Source organism: Citrobacter sp. Cm038 (genome assembly GCF_030333105.1).
Taxonomy (GTDB): domain Bacteria; phylum Pseudomonadota; class Gammaproteobacteria; order Enterobacterales; family Enterobacteriaceae; genus Citrobacter; species Citrobacter murliniae.
Genome location: NZ_JAOWGO010000024.1, coordinates 118,782 through 137,498, shown reverse-complemented (window position 1 = coordinate 137,498; position 18,717 = coordinate 118,782). Strand labels below are relative to the sequence as shown.

19 protein-coding genes are annotated in these 18,717 nt (G+C 49.5%); 11 read left to right on the top strand and 8 right to left on the bottom strand.

The window, feature by feature from the left end:
• Positions 1–132: 132 nt before the first annotated feature.
• Both mobB and mobA read right to left on the bottom strand, forming a co-directional pair.
• Positions 133–636 carry a molybdopterin-guanine dinucleotide biosynthesis protein MobB gene (gene mobB, locus OGY01_RS18010; protein WP_045449857.1) on the bottom strand — a complete coding sequence of 168 codons (504 nt, stop codon included), beginning with the start codon at positions 634–636 and terminating at the stop codon, positions 133–135.
• Positions 633–1,217, bottom strand: coding sequence for a molybdenum cofactor guanylyltransferase MobA (gene mobA, locus OGY01_RS18005; RefSeq protein WP_045449178.1), 585 nt, complete (start codon positions 1,215–1,217; stop codon positions 633–635). The genes mobB and mobA overlap by 4 nt, the downstream gene beginning before the upstream one ends.
• Before the next feature lie 69 nt (positions 1,218–1,286).
• Here mobA and OGY01_RS18000 point away from each other — a divergent pair, with 69 nt between their 5' ends.
• The 3 genes from OGY01_RS18000 (at position 1,287) to dsbA (ending at position 3,259) form a co-directional block, all read left to right on the top strand.
• On the top strand, positions 1,287–1,556 hold the full coding sequence (locus OGY01_RS18000) for a YihD family protein (protein ID WP_042325406.1): 270 nt from the start codon (positions 1,287–1,289) through the stop codon (positions 1,554–1,556).
• A gap of 76 nt (positions 1,557–1,632) precedes the next feature.
• On the top strand, positions 1,633–2,619 hold the full coding sequence (locus tag OGY01_RS17995) for a serine/threonine protein kinase (protein WP_286493471.1): 987 nt from the start codon (positions 1,633–1,635) through the stop codon (positions 2,617–2,619).
• 16 nt (positions 2,620–2,635) lie between these two features.
• The gene (gene dsbA, locus OGY01_RS17990) at positions 2,636–3,259 is read left to right on the top strand and encodes a thiol:disulfide interchange protein DsbA (protein ID WP_045449183.1); all 624 of its coding nucleotides are present in this window, start codon (positions 2,636–2,638) and stop codon (positions 3,257–3,259) included.
• A gap of 13 nt (positions 3,260–3,272) precedes the next feature.
• Here the strand turns inward: dsbA and yihG are convergent, their stop codons facing one another.
• Positions 3,273–4,127, bottom strand: a complete 855-nt coding sequence (yihG, locus tag OGY01_RS17985; protein ID WP_233617292.1) for a 1-acylglycerol-3-phosphate O-acyltransferase, YihG family — start codon at positions 4,125–4,127, stop codon at positions 3,273–3,275.
• Here yihG and OGY01_RS17980 point away from each other — a divergent pair.
• The 3 genes from OGY01_RS17980 to spfP all read left to right on the top strand — a co-directional run bounded on the left by OGY01_RS17980 (position 4,021) and on the right by spfP (position 7,572).
• Positions 4,021–4,329 carry a hypothetical protein gene (locus OGY01_RS17980; RefSeq protein ID WP_223307034.1) on the top strand — a complete coding sequence of 103 codons (309 nt, stop codon included), beginning with the start codon at positions 4,021–4,023 and terminating at the stop codon, positions 4,327–4,329. The two genes, yihG and OGY01_RS17980, sit on opposite strands and share 107 nt — an antisense overlap.
• 242 nt (positions 4,330–4,571) lie before the next feature.
• Positions 4,572–7,358, top strand: coding sequence for a DNA polymerase I (gene polA, locus OGY01_RS17975; protein ID WP_286493470.1), 2,787 nt, complete (start codon positions 4,572–4,574; stop codon positions 7,356–7,358).
• A 166-nt stretch (positions 7,359–7,524) separates the two neighbouring features.
• Positions 7,525–7,572, top strand: a complete 48-nt coding sequence (gene spfP, locus OGY01_RS23810; protein ID WP_071892919.1) for a small protein SpfP — start codon at positions 7,525–7,527, stop codon at positions 7,570–7,572.
• Positions 7,573–7,823: 251 nt separating this feature from the next.
• Here the strand turns inward: spfP and yihA are convergent, their stop codons facing one another.
• The gene (yihA, locus tag OGY01_RS17970) at positions 7,824–8,456 is read right to left on the bottom strand and encodes a ribosome biogenesis GTP-binding protein YihA/YsxC (protein WP_045449859.1); all 633 of its coding nucleotides are present in this window, start codon (positions 8,454–8,456) and stop codon (positions 7,824–7,826) included.
• Between the two features lie 209 nt (positions 8,457–8,665).
• Between yihA and OGY01_RS17965 the strand changes: the two genes are divergently transcribed.
• The 3 genes from OGY01_RS17965 (at position 8,666) to hemN (ending at position 11,092) form a co-directional block, all read left to right on the top strand.
• Positions 8,666–8,908, top strand: a complete 243-nt coding sequence (locus OGY01_RS17965; protein WP_286493469.1) for a hypothetical protein — start codon at positions 8,666–8,668, stop codon at positions 8,906–8,908.
• A 112-nt stretch (positions 8,909–9,020) separates the two neighbouring features.
• Positions 9,021–9,530 carry a Der GTPase-activating protein YihI gene (gene yihI / locus OGY01_RS17960; RefSeq protein WP_240703920.1) on the top strand — a complete coding sequence of 170 codons (510 nt, stop codon included), beginning with the start codon at positions 9,021–9,023 and terminating at the stop codon, positions 9,528–9,530.
• A gap of 188 nt (positions 9,531–9,718) precedes the next feature.
• Positions 9,719–11,092, top strand: coding sequence for an oxygen-independent coproporphyrinogen III oxidase (gene hemN / locus OGY01_RS17955; RefSeq protein WP_200012953.1), 1,374 nt, complete (start codon positions 9,719–9,721; stop codon positions 11,090–11,092).
• A 90-nt stretch (positions 11,093–11,182) separates the two neighbouring features.
• Here hemN and OGY01_RS17950 read toward each other — a convergent pair whose 3' ends face one another.
• The 4 genes from OGY01_RS17950 to glnA form a co-directional block, all read right to left on the bottom strand.
• Positions 11,183–11,293, bottom strand: a complete 111-nt coding sequence (locus OGY01_RS17950) for a YshB family small membrane protein (protein ID WP_096758886.1) — start codon at positions 11,291–11,293, stop codon at positions 11,183–11,185.
• Positions 11,294–11,405: 112 nt separating this feature from the next.
• The gene (gene glnG / locus OGY01_RS17945; protein WP_045449862.1) at positions 11,406–12,815 is read right to left on the bottom strand and encodes a nitrogen regulation protein NR(I); all 1,410 of its coding nucleotides are present in this window, start codon (positions 12,813–12,815) and stop codon (positions 11,406–11,408) included.
• Between the two features lie 11 nt (positions 12,816–12,826).
• Positions 12,827–13,876: a nitrogen regulation protein NR(II) gene (gene glnL, locus OGY01_RS17940; RefSeq protein ID WP_045449194.1), complete on the bottom strand. Its 1,050-nt coding sequence runs from the start codon at positions 13,874–13,876 to the stop codon at positions 12,827–12,829.
• 273 nt (positions 13,877–14,149) lie between these two features.
• Entirely contained in the window at positions 14,150–15,559 is a 1,410-nt protein-coding gene (glnA, locus tag OGY01_RS17935; protein ID WP_045449196.1) for a glutamate--ammonia ligase, read from the bottom strand.
• Between the two features lie 380 nt (positions 15,560–15,939).
• On the opposite strand from glnA, the gene typA reads away from it, so the two are divergent.
• Both typA and OGY01_RS17925 read left to right on the top strand, forming a co-directional pair.
• Positions 15,940–17,763, top strand: a complete 1,824-nt coding sequence (typA, locus tag OGY01_RS17930) for a ribosome-dependent GTPase TypA (protein ID WP_045449198.1) — start codon at positions 15,940–15,942, stop codon at positions 17,761–17,763.
• Between the two features lie 241 nt (positions 17,764–18,004).
• On the top strand, positions 18,005–18,715 hold the full coding sequence (locus tag OGY01_RS17925) for a GntR family transcriptional regulator (protein WP_048223332.1): 711 nt from the start codon (positions 18,005–18,007) through the stop codon (positions 18,713–18,715).
• Positions 18,716–18,717: the final 2 nt, after the last annotated feature.

The window sequence follows — 18,717 nt, the reverse complement described above, 5'->3', positions numbered from 1 at the left end:
CTCCCCATGCGAGAGTAGGGAACTGCCAGGCATCAAACCAGTGAAGAAGCCCATCCTGCCGGATGGGCTTTTTTGCGTCTATGCGTTGTGAAAAGTGCCGGATTCGGCGTAAACGCCTCATCCGGATCACGTTCATTGCTTTAGCCACCGTAAAATAAATGCCGCTATCTGTGGTATATCGTTTATATCTAACAATGGAACATCCACCATGAGTGGAACATCGCTTGCAACCGCGACAACATGTTCATCAATCGTTAATTCTTCCTTGTTGCGACCACAACCTTCACGAAAAAGCATGATCTTCGCGACAGCTTCATGCTTAAAACCCTCGACAAGCACCATATCTAACGTTGAAGCATCCATTCTGCTCACCAGATATGTTAAGTCCAACTTGGGCTCTTCTGGCGTTTCCGTCATCAATGCCCAGCGCTGCTGGCTGGCGACCAGTGTTTGAGCTGCTCCAGCTTTACGCAGTTCATAGCTATCTTTGCCGGGTTTATCGACGTCCATATCGTGGTGTGTATGCTTGATCAATCCAGGGCGAATACCTCTGGCGCACAGTTCCGGTATCAGCTTTTTGAGCAGTGTGGTTTTTCCTGTACCACTCCATGCCGCAATGCCGAGTAATGGGATCATGATTTTGTCTGCCATCTCGCGAGTTCTTCTGGTGTATTCACATTTACGAATGCGTCTCTGTGATCGCTGAAATCGACGGCATGCCCGCCAGCCAGACGCATAAAGACCATTACGCGTCGTTCACCAGACTGAAGGTAGTCCTGTAACAACGGCACTATTTTTCTATTCATCAGCGCAATTGTCGGGTGATCCCGTTCTCCATCGTGCACCCATACGACTGGCGCAGAGCTACGTTGCTCTTTTAAACGTGCGGCCAGGCTGTGGGGAATATATGGCATATCGCAAGGACAGAATAGAAACCAGTCACCAGCTTCCTGCTGAAAAACTGACAGCATTCCGGCCAGCGGGCCAGGAAAATCGGCCAATAAATCGGGGATAACTTTCAAGCCGCTTTGTTGATAAACATCCTGATGGCGATTGGCGTTAACCACGACGGTCTTAACCTGCAAGGCGAGGGTATCCGCCACGTGTCTCCATAACGGCTTACCGTGAAGTTCAAGAAGGCCTTTATCTGTTCCACCCATTCGTCTGGCCTTACCGCCAGCCAGAACAACCCCTGTTATTGCACTATCCAGAATCACTGATATCGCCTCTTTTAATGTGGGATTGACCCTGCTAACGTATTCGTATTAAGACTAAGGAGCACAACCATGAAATGTAAACGTCTGAATGAAGTTATTGAACTCCTCCAGCCGGCCTGGCAGAAAGAACCCGATCTTAACCTGATGCAATTTTTGCAGAAACTGGCAAAAGAGTCAGGTTTTGACGGAGAACTGGCGGATTTAACTGATGATATTCTGATCTACCACCTGAAAATGCGCGACTCTGCGAAAGACGCAGTGATTCCAGGTATTCAAAAAGATTATGAAGAAGATTTTAAAACTGCACTCCTGCGAGCACGTGGCGTAATTAAAGAGTAAAACCTTGTAATCGCCGCCACCGAAAACGCTGCGAAATGATATCCTGAATCATTCGTAGTATTTTCCGGATGATGGGATGAACGACAACGCTTTTACTTTCCAGACGCTACACCCGGATACCATCATGGATGCACTGTTTGAGCAGGGGATCCGGGTGGATTCCGGGCTGACCCCGCTTAACAGCTATGAAAATCGTGTCTATCAATTCCAGGATGAAGACCGTCGACGTTTTGTCGTAAAGTTTTACCGTCCTGAACGCTGGTCTGTTGATCAAATACTGGAAGAACACCAGTTTGCCCTTGAACTGGTGCGCGATGATGTACCCGTTGCGGCGCCAATTGTGTTTGATGGCCAGACGTTATTGGGTCATCAGGGATTTCACTATGCGATATTCCCCAGTGTGGGTGGCCGCCAGTTTGAAGCCGACAACATCGATCAGATGGAGGCGGTGGGCCGCTATCTGGGACGCCTGCATCAAACTGGACGTAAACGTTCTTTTGCCTTTCGACCGACAATTGGTCTTGAAGAGTATCTGACTGAGCCGCGTAAACTTTTCGAGCATGCGCGGATCATTCCTGCAGGGCAAAAGGCAGCTTTCCTTAAGGCAACGGATGCGCTCATCACGGTGGTTACCAAGCGCTGGCATACCCGTTTTGAAACGCTACGATTGCACGGTGACTGCCATGCCGGGAACATTCTGTGGCGTGATGGCCCGATGTTCGTCGATTTAGATGATGCTCGTAATGGTCCGGCAATACAGGATCTATGGATGCTCCTTAATGGCGATAAAGCAGAACAACGTATGCAGCTTGAAACCATTATTGAGGCTTATGAAGAGTTTAGTGAGTTTGACATCGCTGAAATCGGACTCATTGAACCTTTACGCGCCATGCGTTTAGTTTATTATCTTGCCTGGCTGATTCGACGTTGGGCTGACCCTGCGTTCCCTAAAAACTTTCCATGGTTAACCGGGGAAGATTACTGGCAACGTCAGACCGCGACCTTTATTGAGCAGGCTAAAATTCTGCAAGACCCCCCCTTACAATTAACGCCAATGTATTAATCGGAGAGACCTGAACATGAAAAAAATATGGCTGGCGCTGGCTGGTATGATCTTAGCTTTTAGCGCATCGGCAGCGCAGTTCCAGGATGGCAAGCAGTACATCACACTGGAAAAGCCTATTGTGGGTGAGCCTCAGGTGTTGGAGTTTTTCTCCTTCTACTGCCCGCATTGCTACCAGTTTGAAGAAGTGCTTCACGTCTCTGATAACGTGAAGAAAAAACTGCCGGAAGGCACCAAAATGACCAAATATCACGTTGAGTTTTTGGGGCCTCTTGGCAAAGACCTGACTCAGGCGTGGGCTGTTGCTTTGGCACTGGGCGTTGAAGATAAAGTTACTGTACCGTTGTTTGAAGGGGTACAGAAAACGCAGACCGTCCAGTCTGTTGCTGATATTCGTAAAGTGTTTGTCGATGCGGGTATTAAAGGTGAAGACTATGATGCTGCATGGAATAGCTTCGTGGTGAAATCACTCGTCGCACAGCAGGAAAAAGCGGCGGCTGATCTGCAACTGCAGGGCGTCCCGGCGATGTTTGTTAATGGTAAGTATCAGGTAAATCCGCAGGGTATGGATACCAGCAGCATGGATATCTTTGTACAGCAGTATGCTGATACCGTGAAATATCTGGTTGGTCAGAAGTAAAAGAAAAAGCCGGTCACTGACCGGCTTTTTTATGTGAGGCTTTAATCGCATCAAGTTGCATGTCTTTCTCACTCCACAGCGTATTCAGCCATAGCTGGAACCGACGTTTAAATCCTTTATCGTTAACGTAATCACCGTGCAGTTCTTCTTTAATTGTCTCCAGATTCACTCTCACGACAATGCGTGTCAGCTTGCCACTCAGCATATCGTAGAAAGGACGATGACTGTTTTCTGGATAACACAGCGTAATGTTGAGCAATTTATCAAACTGAGACCCTAGTACATTTAGCGCCATCGCAATGCCTGCGGCCTTGGGCGGCAATAGATTTTGATATGGCGAGCGGGTTTGCAGGTGTTTCTCTTTCGTGAAGCGCGAACCTTCAACAAAATTCACAATGGTTGTCGGATGGAGGCGAAACTTCTCACAAGAGCGACGCGTTGTTGCCACATCTTTACCGCGTCGTTCCGGATGACGGAGCAAATAGCCGCGCGAATAGCGTTTCATAAACGGCATATCCAGCGCCCAGCATGCCAGTCCAATAAAGGGGACCCAGGCGAGTTGCTGCTTAAGGAAATATTTATTCATGGGGATGTGTTTACGGAACAAAACGCAAAGCACAACGATATCAGCCCAGCTGTAGTGATTGCAGATGAGCAGATACCAGTTTTTCTTGCTAAGACCTTCCAGTCCTTCAACGTCCCACTTCAGTCGCGGATTAAGGTGTAACAGTAACGCCAGACCTTCACACCAGCAGTACATCATGAAATTACAGAAGACGGATACCTTGCGCCAGACGATGGGAAAGGGCAAAAGGAGTTTTACAACCCCGGCAAGGATGATCGGCACAGAACAAAAAATCGTGACCAATATGGTCAATACGATACTCAGCAACAGCGTTATCGCAGCGAGTATTCTCGTCATAATTAAATTATTCAAAAGGTTAGCCATAGATAGTGCGCGAAAGAGGCGCAAGGGGCTGATTTTATCAGAAAACGAACCAAATGACGGGTCTTCGCTGAATAGAAAAAAAGGTAATATCTATCCACATCCAGATATAAGTCTAAAATAAGCTATAAAATTCTGCTGCTCAATATAACGCGATGAAAAATATATAAAATTATTATGCTTTGTAAATTATCTTGCTGTATTTAAAGGGCTGAAAATTATTTACTCACAAAGTTATCCACAGCTCACTTTGCGGACAGTCCAGAAGATCTGCAAAAGTTTTTCCACAAATGCGGTGAAAAACTCATGTTTTCATCCTGTCTGTGGCATCCTTTACCCATAATCTGATAAACAGGCACGGACATTATGGTTCAGATCCCAGAAAACCCACTTATCCTCGTAGATGGCTCATCTTACCTGTATCGCGCATACCATGCGTTTCCGCCGCTGACCAACAGCTCGGGAGAGCCTACGGGCGCTATGTACGGTGTCCTCAACATGCTGCGTAGCTTGATTCTGCAATACCAGCCGACGCATGCTGCAGTGGTCTTCGACGCTAAGGGTAAAACCTTCCGTGATGAGTTATTCGAGCATTACAAATCACATCGTCCGCCAATGCCGGACGATCTGCGTGCGCAGATAGAACCTTTACATGCGATGGTCAAAGCGATGGGGCTGCCGTTACTGGCGGTTTCCGGTGTGGAAGCGGACGATGTCATCGGTACGCTGGCGCGAGAAGCAGAGAAAATAGGGCGCCCGGTGCTGATCAGTACCGGTGATAAAGACATGGCTCAACTGGTGACACCAAATATCACGCTTATCAATACTATGACCAATACTATCCTCGGGCCGGATGAGGTAGTGAATAAGTATGGCGTGCCACCTGAGCTGATCATCGATTTCCTGGCGCTGATGGGCGACTCCTCCGATAACATTCCAGGTGTTCCGGGAGTGGGTGAAAAAACAGCTCAGGCATTGCTTCAGGGACTGGGAGGGCTGGATACCCTCTATGCTGAATCAGACAAAATCGCGGGGCTAACCTTCCGTGGTGCAAAAACCATGGCTGGCAAACTCGAGCAGAATAAAGAAGTGGCATACCTTTCTTATAAGTTGGCCACGATTAAAACGGATGTTGAACTTGAATTAACCTGTGAGCAGTTGGAAGTGCGCCAGCCTGCAGCTGACGAACTGCTTGGCCTGTTTAAGCAATATGAGTTCAAACGCTGGGTTGCTGACGTTGAAGCCGGCAAATGGCTGCAGGCGAAAGGAACAAAGCCAGCGGCAAAACCACAGGAAACAATAGCTATCGATGAAACGCCTGAGGAGCCGGCAACAGTTCTCTCATTCGATAACTATGTCACTATTCTGGACGAAGCGACGCTGGAAGAGTGGATTGCAAAGCTAAAAAAAGCACCGGTCTTTGCCTTTGATACTGAAACTGACAGCCTGGATAACATCTCTGCGAACCTGGTTGGTCTCTCTTTTGCCATTGAGCCAGGCATAGCTGCATATGTTCCTGTTGCCCATGATTACCTGGATGCTCCCGATCAGATCTCTCGCGACCGTGCGTTGACGCTGCTGAAGCCGCTGCTGGAAGATGAAAAGGCGCATAAGGTTGGGCAAAATCTGAAGTACGATCGTGGCATACTGGCAAACTACGGAATTGAGCTGCGCGGCATCGTTTTTGATACCATGCTCGAATCCTACATTCTCAACAGTGTTGCCGGACGACACGACATGGACAGCCTGTCCGATCGTTGGTTGAAACATAAAACGATCACTTTTGAAGAGATCGCCGGGAAGGGTAAAAACCAACTGACCTTTAACCAGATTGCACTGGAAGAAGCCGGACGTTATGCCGCGGAAGATGCTGACGTTACGTTACAGTTGCACTTGAAAATGTGGCCAGAACTGCAAAAGCATCAAGGGCCGCTAAATGTGTTCGAGAAGATCGATATGCCGCTGGTACCAGTACTATCTCGCGTAGAACGCAATGGTGTGAAAATTGATCCGGCGGTACTGCACAAACATTCAGAAGAGCTAACACTGCGTTTGACGGAGCTGGAGAAAAAAGCGCATGAGATAGCTGGAGAGGCATTTAACCTCTCTTCTACCAAGCAGCTGCAAACCATTCTGTTTGAAAAGCAGGGCATCAAACCGCTGAAGAAAACACCGGGTGGTGCGCCGTCAACGTCGGAAGAAGTGCTGGAAGAGTTAGCGCTGGATTACCCATTGCCGAAGGTGATTCTGGAATATCGTGGGTTGGCAAAATTGAAGTCTACCTATACGGATAAACTTCCTTTGATGATCAATCCTAAAACCGGACGCGTACATACCTCGTACCATCAGGCAGTCACGGCTACCGGTCGCTTATCTTCTACCGACCCTAACCTGCAAAATATTCCGGTTCGTAATGAGGAAGGTCGTCGTATTCGCCAGGCGTTTATTGCACCAGAAGACTACGTTATTGTCTCTGCGGACTACTCGCAGATTGAACTGCGTATTATGGCGCATCTCTCGCGTGACAAAGGTCTGCTCACTGCGTTTGCTGAAGGGAAGGACATTCACCGCGCAACGGCTGCTGAAGTCTTTGGCTTGCCGCTCGATTCTGTGACCAACGAGCAGCGTCGCAGTGCGAAAGCTATCAACTTTGGTCTGATCTACGGGATGAGCGCCTTTGGTCTTGCGCGCCAGTTGAATATTCCGCGTAAAGAAGCGCAGAAATACATGGATCTCTACTTCGAACGTTACCCTGGCGTTATGGAATACATGGAACGCACGCGCGCACAGGCAAAAGAGCAAGGGTATGTTGAAACCCTGGAAGGGCGTCGCCTCTATCTGCCGGATATTAAATCCAGTAATGGTGCTCGCCGCGCCGGTGCTGAACGCGCAGCGATTAATGCCCCGATGCAGGGTACTGCTGCAGATATTATCAAGCGAGCCATGATAGATGTGGACGGATGGCTACAAGCCGAGCAGCCGCGCGTACGCATGATCATGCAGGTACACGATGAACTGGTATTTGAAGTGCATAAAGATGACCTGGAAAGCGTATCGAAAAAGATCCATCAACTGATGGAAAATGGGACGCGGATTGATGTGCCGTTACTGGTGGAAGTGGGTAGTGGTGAAAACTGGGATCAAGCGCACTAAGGGTTCAATGAATAACGTGCTCTTTTCGTAACTAAGCAACATAAGATAGAGCTTTTTGTGATATTCATTAGAATTCCCTATGTCGGGAGTGAAAAAAAATTACAAAAAGTACTTTCTGAGCTGCTCAAAAAAGAGTAAAGTTATTCGCGTAGGGTACAGAGGTAAGATGTTCTATCTTTCAGACCTTTTACTTCACGTAATCGGATTTGGCTGAATATTTTAGCCGCCCCAGTCAGTAATGACTGGGGCGTTTTTTATTGTGCTCGTCATACTTCAAGCTGTATATGCGTTGGCTTTCTTGCTCACTCCAGTCCCTCACCGGAGGCGCCTTCAGCTGTTCAAAGTCGTTTCCGACGAATTTTTCCTGGTATCGCCGCCTTTACGCAACTCGAATTATTTAAAGCAATAATAAAGATCTGTAGGCCGGATAAAACGTGTAACGTTACCATCCGGCATATCAGTGGATTATTCCCCGTCCTGCATCTCTTCAATCGGTGCCAGTTCGCTAAACCAGACATCCAGCTTCTGACGCAGTTTGTCCACGCCCAGCTTCTTCAGCGATGAGAATGCTTCGACCTGTACATCGCCATTAAATGCCAGCACCGCTTCACGTACCATATTCAATTGGGCTTTCCGTGCACCGCTGGCCAGTTTGTCCGCTTTGGTCAGTAATACCAGAACCTGAACGTTGCTCTCTACTGCCCACAGAATCATCTGCTGATCGAGATCTTTTAGTGGATGGCGAATATCCATCAGGACAACCAAACCTTGCAGGCTCTGACGTTTTTCCAGGTATTCAGCCAGCGCGCGTTGCCATTTGCGCTTCATCTCTTCCGGAACTTCTGCATAACCGTATCCCGGCAAGTCAACCAGACGCTTGCCGTCAACAACTTCAAAAAGGTTGATGAGCTGTGTACGGCCAGGTGTTTTAGAGGTACGCGCCAGACCCTTTTGATTTGTCAGGGTATTTAGCGCACTGGATTTGCCTGCGTTGGAACGGCCAGCAAAAGCCACTTCGATTCCCGTATCGGAAGGTAAATGGCGAATATCAGGCGCACTCATCACAAAGTGCGTCTGTTGATAATTCAAATTAGTCAAAGCGGTCGTCTCCATCAATCAAGGCTTTGCAGCGATTATACCTGAACACCAGCAAAAGGCTGGCTTTTCGACAAGTGTGTTGTGTAAGTAAAAACCGCGCGCTTTGTGAGACATTGCCGATCGAATCTATGCGATATGACAGAGCAAATAATGATATAACTCAAATAAATCAGATAATTAAACATTAGTTATATTCTGAAAAGCTGAAATTGCTACCCAGGTTACTTGTACGGTTAAGCCAAAAGGGTAAAGTAGCGTCCATAGCGAGGAAGCTTACAGGATATACGACTCAGGATGAGGGTCAGGAGCGCCAGGAGGCGAAGACACAGGATTGTCAGGAAGACAAACGTCCGGAGACGTTAGTAAAAGGAAATGGAAACAACACGGAATGTTTCAGGCTAAGGGAAAAACAGGGTGTGTTGATAGCCAACATGGATTGTAAAGCCTGTTAAGGGTGAGAGTCAGGAAAAAAGGCGACAGATTACTCTGTCGCCTTTTTTCTTTATTTCTGCTAGATTCCGGCGCAATTATATACTGAATAAAAACAGCCAAAGACGAATCATGATGAAACCAACTTCTACACCACGCGGTAAAGGTCCTGCAAAAGCGCGCCGTAAAACACGCGAAGAGATTAACCAGGAAGCCCGTGACCGTAAACGCCAGAAAAAACACCGTGGTCATGCGGCAGGTAGCCGTGCGACCGGTAGTGACGGCGCATCAGGTGGCGGAAACCAAAGTAAGCACAAAGATCCTCGTATTGGCAGTAAAACCCCCATTGCATTGGGTGTGACCGAAAAGGTCACCAAACAGCACAAACCGAAGAGTGAGAAACCTATGCTTTCACCACAGGCTGAGTTGGATTTACTGGAAACGGATGAGCGCCTGGATGCGCTGCTGGAACGTCTTGAAGCGGGAGAAACCCTGAGTGATGAAGATCAGGCATGGGTTGATGCCAAGCTGGATCGCATTGATGAGCTGATGCAAAAGCTGGGTCTCTCCTATGACGACGAAGAGGAAGATGAAGAGGATGAAAAGCAGGAAGATATGATGCGCCTGCTGAAGGGTGGTAACTAACGGTTTTGTACCGTGGGCCTTCCTGTCCTGCTTATAACCCTTCCGGTTATATGTTATCTGGTGTGGTTATTCGTTAAACTACAGCGATTGTCGCGGCGCCAAAAGTGGCTGCGCAGCCGGCTTATCACCCACAATGGGACTAAGCCGGTACGCCGTACTCGCCAGAAACGCCATCGGAAGGAGTGAGCATGTCTGAACAGCTAATAGACTGGGATCTGGCCCTGATCCAGAAATATAACTATTCCGGGCCACGATATACCTCGTACCCGACCGCGCTGGAGTTTTCTGAAGACTACGGTGCAGAGGCGTTTTCGCAGGCCGTTGCGCGCTACCCTGAACGTCCACTCTCTTTATACGTCCATATCCCGTTTTGCCACAAACTGTGCTACTTCTGTGGCTGCAACAAAATTGTGACTCGTCAGCAGCATAAAGCCGATCAATATCTGGATGTGCTGGAACAAGAAATTATTCATCGTGCACCGTTGTTTGCCGGACGACATGTTAGCCAGCTGCACTGGGGCGGTGGCACCCCCACTTATTTGAATAAAGCACAGATCAGCCGTTTGATGACGTTGTTACGTGACAACTTCCACTTTAACGCTGATGCCGAAATCTCGATCGAAGTGGATCCACGTGAAATCGAGCTGGATGTCCTTGATCATTTACGTGCAGAAGGGTTTAACCGCCTGAGCATGGGGGTGCAGGACTTCAACAAAGAAGTTCAGCGTCTGGTGAACCGCGAACAGGACGAGGAGTTCATTTTTGCGCTGCTTAATCATGCGCGTGATATTGGCTTTACCTCGACGAATATCGACCTTATTTACGGGCTGCCAAAACAGACGCCGGAGAGCTTTGCTTTCACTCTGAAGCGTGTGGCAGAGCTGAATCCCGACCGCCTGAGCGTCTTTAACTATGCGCACCTGCCGACGCTTTTTGCCGCCCAGCGCAAGATCAAAGATGTTGATCTGCCCAGCGCGCAACAGAAGCTGGATATTCTGCAGGAAACCATCTCCTCACTGACCGAAACTGGCTATCAGTTCATTGGGATGGATCACTTTGCCCGCCCGGATGATGAGCTGGCAGTTGCGCAGCGTGAAGGCGTTCTGCATCGTAATTTCCAGGGCTACACCACCCAGGGTGATACTGACCTGCTGGGGATGGGTGTTTCTGCCATCAGTATGATTGGCGACTGTTACGCACAGAACCAGAAAGAGCTGAAGCTTTACTATCAGCAGGTAGATGAGCGCGGTGATGCTTTGTGGCGTGGGATCGCGTTAACCCGTGATGACTGCATTCGCCGTGACGTTATTAAGGCGCTTATCTGTAACTTCCGCCTCGATTACGCCGCCGTGGAGCAGCAATGGGGGCTGAACTTTATTGAATATTTTGCCGAAGACCTGAAACTGCTGGCACCGCTGGCGGAAGATGGGCTGGTGGACGTCAATCAGAAGGGGATTCAGGTTACGCCGAAAGGCCGCCTGCTGATCCGTAATATCTGCATGTGCTTTGATGCTTATTTGCGTCAGAAAGCGCGGATACAGCAGTTCTCGCGGGTGATTTAGTGATGTTGCCCGGTGGCGCTACCGCTTACCGGGCCTACAAGTCGTGACAACCTGTAAGCTGGATAAGCGTTAGCGCCACCCGGCACGCATTCAGCTAAACAGTCCAACCAGCGCCGCACACAGCACTGCGGCAACCGCAGTTTGTGGCGTATGGCTTTCTACTGAACCGCTCGACAGAAGATTAATGATTGATTCCAGCATGATGACTTCTCCCCGTTTGCCGGGCACGATCATACTTAACTCATCGGAACAGTAAAGTACAAAATAGCAGCAATTTGCGCTCAATTATCAATCTTTACACAGTGACAAATTGTCACTCCATTCCGAGCTCTTTTAATTTACGCGTCAAGGTGTTACGCCCCCATCCTAACAAGCGTGCCGCTTCCTGTTTGTGCCCTTGGGTATGGCGTAGCGCAGTGGTTAACAGCGTACGTTCCATTTCAGGTTGCGCCTCAGACAGTAAGTTTTGATGGCCGGAACGTAATGCCCTGTCAGCCCACTGTGCCAGTAAGGTTGCCCAGCTGTCCGGTTGCAAGTGCGAAGGGGCATCTGGAACTGTGGCCTCAAACAGTTCAGCCGGTAAGTCCTGAATTAGCACTTCCTGCCCGGCGGCCATTACGGTTAACCAGCGGCAGGTGTTCTCAAGCTGGCGCACGTTCCCCGGCCAGGCAAGACGTGTGAGCGCTGCTTCGGTTTCGGGGTGTAATTGCTTGGCTTCAACGCCCAGTTCGCGGGCGGCGTCCTGTAGAAAATGACGAGCCAGGCGGGGGATATCTTCCCGACGTTCACGCAGCGGCGGCAAATGGACGCGAATAACGTTCAGACGATGGAATAAGTCCTCACGGAACTTGCCTTCCTGCACACGCAGTTCGAGATTCTGATGTGTCGCCGCGATGATACGTACATCCACCTTCACTGGCGCATAGCCGCCAACGCGGTAAAATTGTCCGTCGGCTAATACGCGCAATAACCGCGTTTGTACATCCAGCGGCATATCACCAATTTCGTCGAGGAAAAGTGTGCCACCGTCGGCCTGTTCGAAGCGCCCCTGACGAATGGTATTCGCACCGGTAAACGCCCCTTTTTCATGGCCAAACAGCTCAGATTCGATTAAATCCTTCGGGATAGCCGCCATATTAAGTGCGATAAAAGGCGCTTTGACGCGAGGACTGTGACGGTGCAGGGCGTGGGCGACCAGTTCTTTACCAGTTCCGGATTCACCGTTGATTAATACGCTTATTGAAGAACGGGAAAGCCGCCCAATAATACGAAATACATCCTGCATCGCGGGGGCTTCACCGATGATATCGGTCGTCGGGCCGTTGATCTGAATATTCCGCGGTTGCTGCTGTTCCTGATAATGGCTGATAGCGCGCTCGACCAGTGCAACAGCCTCGTCGATATCAAAAGGCTTAGGCAGATAATCGAAAGCCCCTTGCTGATAGGCGCTGACGGCGGCATCCAGATCGGAATGTGCCGTCATTATGATGACCGGAAGCATTGGATGGCGCTGTTTGATCTGTTTTAACAGCGTCAGGCCGTCCATACCCGGCATTCGGATATCCGATAACAGCACGTCCGGCGTTTTGCTGGCCAGCGCATCCAGCACTTCTTTACCACTTTCAAATGTCGTGCAGCTAAGTCCTGCCCCTGCGAGCGCACGTTCAAGCACCCAACGGATGGAACTATCGTCATCAACTACCCAGACTATTCCTCGTTGCATAAACGTCACCTTTATTTCCTGATAGGCAGGTAAACCGAGAACTCGGTATGACCCGGCCAACTGGTAAATTCAATTTTGCCGGAATGTTGATCAATCAAATTACGGGCGATGGATAATCCAAGTCCGGTACCACCCTCGCGACCGCTGACCATTGGGTAGAACAGCGTATCCTGCAAGTGAGGGGGAATACCCGGACCGTTATCCTCAACATCAATACGTGCAGCCAGGCGATAACGCATACCGTGTAGCGTGAGCTGGAAAGCGGTGCGGGTTCGCAGAATAATCTCGCCACCTTCTGGCCCTAACGCCTGTAGCGCATTGCGCACGATATTCAACAGAACCTGCTCTATCTGATCTGGATCGTGCAGCAGTTCTGGAAGACTTGGGTCGTAATCACGAATCAACGTGACGTTTTCCGGTAGCTCCATTGAGACCAGTGCCACCACGCGTTCAGCCACTTTGTGAATACTTTCCGTAACGTGCATACCTGGCTGTTGTGGACCCAGCAAACGGTCAACCAGATTACGCAGGCGATCGGCCTGCTCAATAATGACTTTGGTATATTCTGTCAGCGCCGGGTCCGGGAGTGCTTTACTGAGAAGCTGCGCAGCACCACGTAGCCCGCCCAGTGGGTTTTTAATTTCGTGCGCCAGTCCGCGTACCAGATCGCGGGCCGCAATTTGTTGAGCATGCTGGAGCTGCTCCTGACTCAGACGGCGCTGGTTATCCATTGGGGCCATCTCCAGCAGGATAAGGCCGTCAGGAAGCCGCTGAGCGGTCACTGAGAGGATATGTGAGTGGCTGTCTATTACCAGCGTCACTTCGTTGTCCGTAAAGCCCTGGCCAGCTTCCAGGCTCTCTCGCATCAGTCCGATGTTCAAAGAGAAATAGCTCAACAGATCAGGAAGCGGTGTACCAAACAGTTTACGAGAACTTTGGGCGAGCAGCTGCTGTGCCGCGGGGTTGGCGTAATGTACCGCCAGCTCATCATCGACAAGTAAAATGCTGTTGATTAACGAATTGAGGATCTGCCCAGCATCGGGCAGCGTGCCGGTTGCCATTCAGCAGTCTCCTGAAAAAGGTTGCACCAATTTAGTGCATTATAGCTTTTTACTTAGAAAAAGCGCGAAGGATCAGGTTGTTGGTGGAGAAAAAAGCCCATCGTGTGATGGGCTAAAAGTTCCACGGCAACTAAAAAACTCCTGGCGTCTTCCACGTCGCTGCTGCGTTAGCTACCTTCGCTCACCCCACTCACATAGCTATCTATGCTCCTGGGGATTTGCTCAGTTGCCGCTTTGCCGCAACGTGAAATTCGTCGGATTATTAAAATACGGTTAAACGCTGTAGTACAGCTCGAACTCTACCGGGTGCGGCGTCATGCGTACGCGGTCATCTTCTTCGCGACGCAGTGCAATGTACGCGTCAATCGCTTCATTGGTGAATACGCCACCTGCAGTCAGGAACTCGCGGTCAAGATCCAGTTCTTTCAGTGCTTCTTCCAGAGAGCCAGCAACCTGTGGGATCTCTTTCGCTTCTTCTGGCGGCAGGTCATACAGGTTTTTATCCATGGCTTCGCCAGGATGGATTTTGTTCTTGATACCGTCAAGGCCAGCCATCAGCAGCGCGGCGAAGCACAGGTACGGGTTAGCCGCTGGGTCCGGGAAACGCACTTCGATACGACGTGCTTTCGGAGAGGCGACTACCGGAATACGGATAGATGCAGAACGGTTACGGGCAGAGTAAGCCAGCATTACCGGTGCTTCGTAACCCGGGACCAGACGCTTGTAGGAGTTGGTGGTCGGGTTTGCCAGGGCGTTAATTGCTTTCGCGTGTTTGATAACACCACCGATGTAGAACAGCGCCTGCTCAGACAGACCAGCATATTTGTCGCCAGAGAACAGGTTTACGCCGTTCTTGGACAGGGACATGTGGCAGTGCATACCGGAACCGTTATCGCCAAACATTGGTTTTGGCATAAAGGTCGCTGTTTTACCGAAACGGTGTGCAACGTTGTGAACCACATATTTGTAGATCTGAATTTCGTCCGCTTTTTTGGTCATGGTGTTAAAGCGGGTAGCAATTTCGTTCTGACCCGCAGTCGCCACTTCGTGGTGATGCGCTTCAACAACCAGGCCCATTTCTTCCATGATCAGACACATGGTAGAACGGATGTCCTGGGAGGAATCAACCGGAGGAACCGGGAAATAACCGCCTTTCACGCCAGGACGGTGACCTTTGTTACCACCTTCATATTTGGTGGAGGAGTTCCAGGCACCTTCGATGTCATCGATAGCGACGTGGGAACCGGAGATGGATGCGCCGAAACGGATGTCATCAAACAGGAAGAATTCTGGCTCTGGCCCGAACAGAACGGTGTCTGCGATGCCGGTAGCGCGCAGGTATTCTTCAGCACGTTTAGCAATAGAACGCGGGTCGCGGTCATAACCCTGCAGCGTACCTGGTTCCAGGATATCGCAACGGATGATCAGAGTAGACTCTTCAAAGAACGGGTCAATGAGAGCAGTAGAAGCATCTGGCATCAGAACCATGTCTGATTCGTTAATGCCTTTCCAGCCACCGATTGAGGAGCCGTCAAACATTTTGCCTTCTTCAAAGAATTCGGCATTTACCTGATGAGCAGGAATAGTGACGTGCTGTTCTTTACCTTTAGTATCGGTGAAGCGTAAATCAACAAACTTCACTTCGTGTTCATTCAGCATCGTCAAAACGTGTTCAGCGGACATACTTACTCTCCCGGATTGGTCATTGTCGTCGTGGTAACGAAGTCTACAATTCTGCAAAAAATTGGCCGTGTCGCCGTAAAAAATATAAAGCGAAATCTGTGCCAACTTTTAAATTGCCCCTAAAAGGCGTTATCATGCGCACCATCGTGCAAAGGGGCTGCACCATGAATGTTGTATTGCACCATTATAGTGCTTTAATGTGAACATTAAGCACCATATTGGTGCAATGGACATCAAAATACCCCTTTTAACGCTCCGTGAATGTGATCACAAAGAAACTCTGCAATACTTGTTTGCGGAGGATGTTTGTGATCCTGTTTTGTACTGCGATTAATCCGTGTACAATAACGCGCTATTTCTAAAATGCCTGAGGCAAAGTTGTGATCGAAAATTTGCGTAACATCGCCATCATCGCGCACGTAGACCATGGTAAAACCACCCTGGTAGACAAGCTGCTCCAACAATCCGGTACGTTCGATGCACGTGCTGAAACCCAAGAGCGCGTGATGGACTCCAACGATTTGGAGAAAGAGCGTGGGATTACCATCCTCGCTAAAAACACCGCTATCAAATGGAATGACTACCGTATCAACATCGTTGATACCCCTGGGCACGCCGACTTCGGTGGTGAAGTTGAACGTGTAATGTCCATGGTAGACTCCGTACTGCTGGTCGTTGATGCAATGGATGGTCCGATGCCGCAGACGCGCTTCGTGACCAAAAAAGCCTTTGCCCATGGCCTGAAACCAATCGTTGTTATCAACAAAGTTGACCGTCCGGGCGCGCGTCCTGACTGGGTTGTTGATCAGGTATTTGACCTGTTCGTTAACCTTGATGCTACCGACGAACAGCTGGACTTCCCTATCGTTTACGCTTCTGCGCTGAACGGTATCGCGGGTCTGGATCACGAAGATATGGCTGAAGATATGACTCCGCTGTATCAGACCATCATCGATCGTGTACCAGCACCGAACGTTGACCTTGATGGCCCGCTGCAGATGCAGATCTCTCAGCTTGATTACAACAACTATGTTGGTGTTATCGGCATCGGTCGTATCAAACGCGGTAAAGTTAAACCGAACCAGCAGATCACTATCATTGATAGCGAAGGCAAAACTCGTAACGGTAAAGTCGGTAAGGTCCTGACCCATCTGGGTCTGGAACGTATTGAGAGTGACATTGCTGAAGCGGGCGATATCATCGCGATCACCGGTCTGGGCGAGCTGAACATCTCTGACACTATTTGCGACCCGCAAAATGTCGAAGCGCTGCCGGCACTGTCTGTTGATGAGCCGACCGTAACCATGTTCTTCTGCGTAAACACCTCTCCGTTCTGTGGCAAAGAAGGTAAATATGTTACCTCTCGTCAGATCCTTGACCGCCTGAACAAAGAGCTGGTGCACAACGTGGCACTGCGTGTTGAAGAAACCGAAGATGCGGATGCATTCCGTGTATCCGGTCGTGGTGAGCTGCACCTGTCAGTTCTGATCGAGAACATGCGTCGTGAAGGTTTCGAAATGGCGGTTTCCCGTCCGAAAGTTATCTTCCGCGAAATCGACGGCCGTAAACAAGAGCCGTTCGAAAACGTCACGCTGGACGTTGAAGAGCAGCACCAGGGTTCTGTGATGCAGGCTCTGGGTGAGCGTAAAGGCGACCTGAAAAACATGAATCCAGATGGTAAGGGCCGCGTACGCCTTGACTACGTGATCCCAAGCCGTGGTCTGATCGGTTTCCGTTCAGAATTCATGACCATGACCTCTGGTACTGGCCTGCTGTACTCCACCTTTAGCCATTACGACGATGTTCGTGCGGGTGATGTTGGACAGCGTCAGAACGGCGTACTGATCTCCAACGGTCAGGGTAAAGCAGTTGCGTTCGCACTGTTCAGCCTGCAGGATCGCGGTAAGCTGTTCCTGGGTCACGGTGCTGAAGTTTACGAAGGCCAGATCATCGGTATTCACAGCCGCTCTAACGACCTGACTGTAAACTGCCTGACCGGTAAGAAACTGACCAACATGCGTGCGTCTGGTACTGACGAAGCAACGGTTCTGGTTCCGCCGGTTAAGATGACTCTGGAGCAGGCTCTGGAATTCATCGATGACGACGAGCTGGTAGAGGTTACTCCAACTTCCATCCGTATCCGTAAACGTCACCTGACCGAAAACGATCGTCGCCGTGCAATGCGTGGCGCGAAAGAAGAGTAATTAACGCTCTTTTCGTGACAAGACCCCGCCTACTGGTGGGGTTTTTTTTTGCCTGTTATTCCTGGAATCAGGTGAGAGTTACGCTTAATCCCTGCCTGCCGTCTTAACCACTTCCACTTCAGATTCCTGCCATAAGAGAGCTTTGTCACAATTATTTCTAAAGCTCGATGCGTGTGTTTGCTTTCTTTTTCGACGTCAGCGTATGATAAAATCATCTGGTTTAAACCAAATGGATTAAACAATGACGAGTAATCAGTCGACCGTTGAAAATGCGAAAGAGAAGTTAGATCGTTGGTTAAAAGATGGGATCACCACACCGGGCGGAAAACTCCCTTCAGAAAGAGAACTGGGAGAGCTGTTGGGTATCAAGCGTATGACGTTACGTCAGGCGTTATTAAACCTCGAGTCTGAATCCAAAATCTTTCGTAAAGACCGCAAAGGATGGTTTGTCACACAGGCTCGTTTTAACTACAGCCCGGAATTATCGGCAAGCTTTCAGCGCGCAGCGCTTGAGCAGGGCAGAGAGCCTTCTTGGGGATTTATCGAGAAAAGCCGGGTATCTCACTATCCTGAAGCTACCGCTCCGCTGGTAGCTGCTACGCCGTCTGATGAACTGTATCGGATAACGGGTTGGGGAGCACTGGAAGGGCATAAGGTTTTCTATCACGAAACGTATATTAATCCCAAGGTTGCTCCGGGTTTTATTGAACAGCTTGAAAGTCAGTCATTTTCTTCAGTGTGGGAAAACGAATATAAAAAAGAAACGGTAATCAAAAAACTGGTTTTTAAACCTGTCAGAATGGCCGGTGATATTAGTAAATTTATTGGCGGCTCTGCTGGAATGCCTGCCATTCTTATTGAAAAACATCGGGCCGACAGCGATGGCAACATCGTGCAAATAGATATTGAGTATTGGCGATTTGAAGCAGTTGATCTCTTCATTAACTTGTAGGT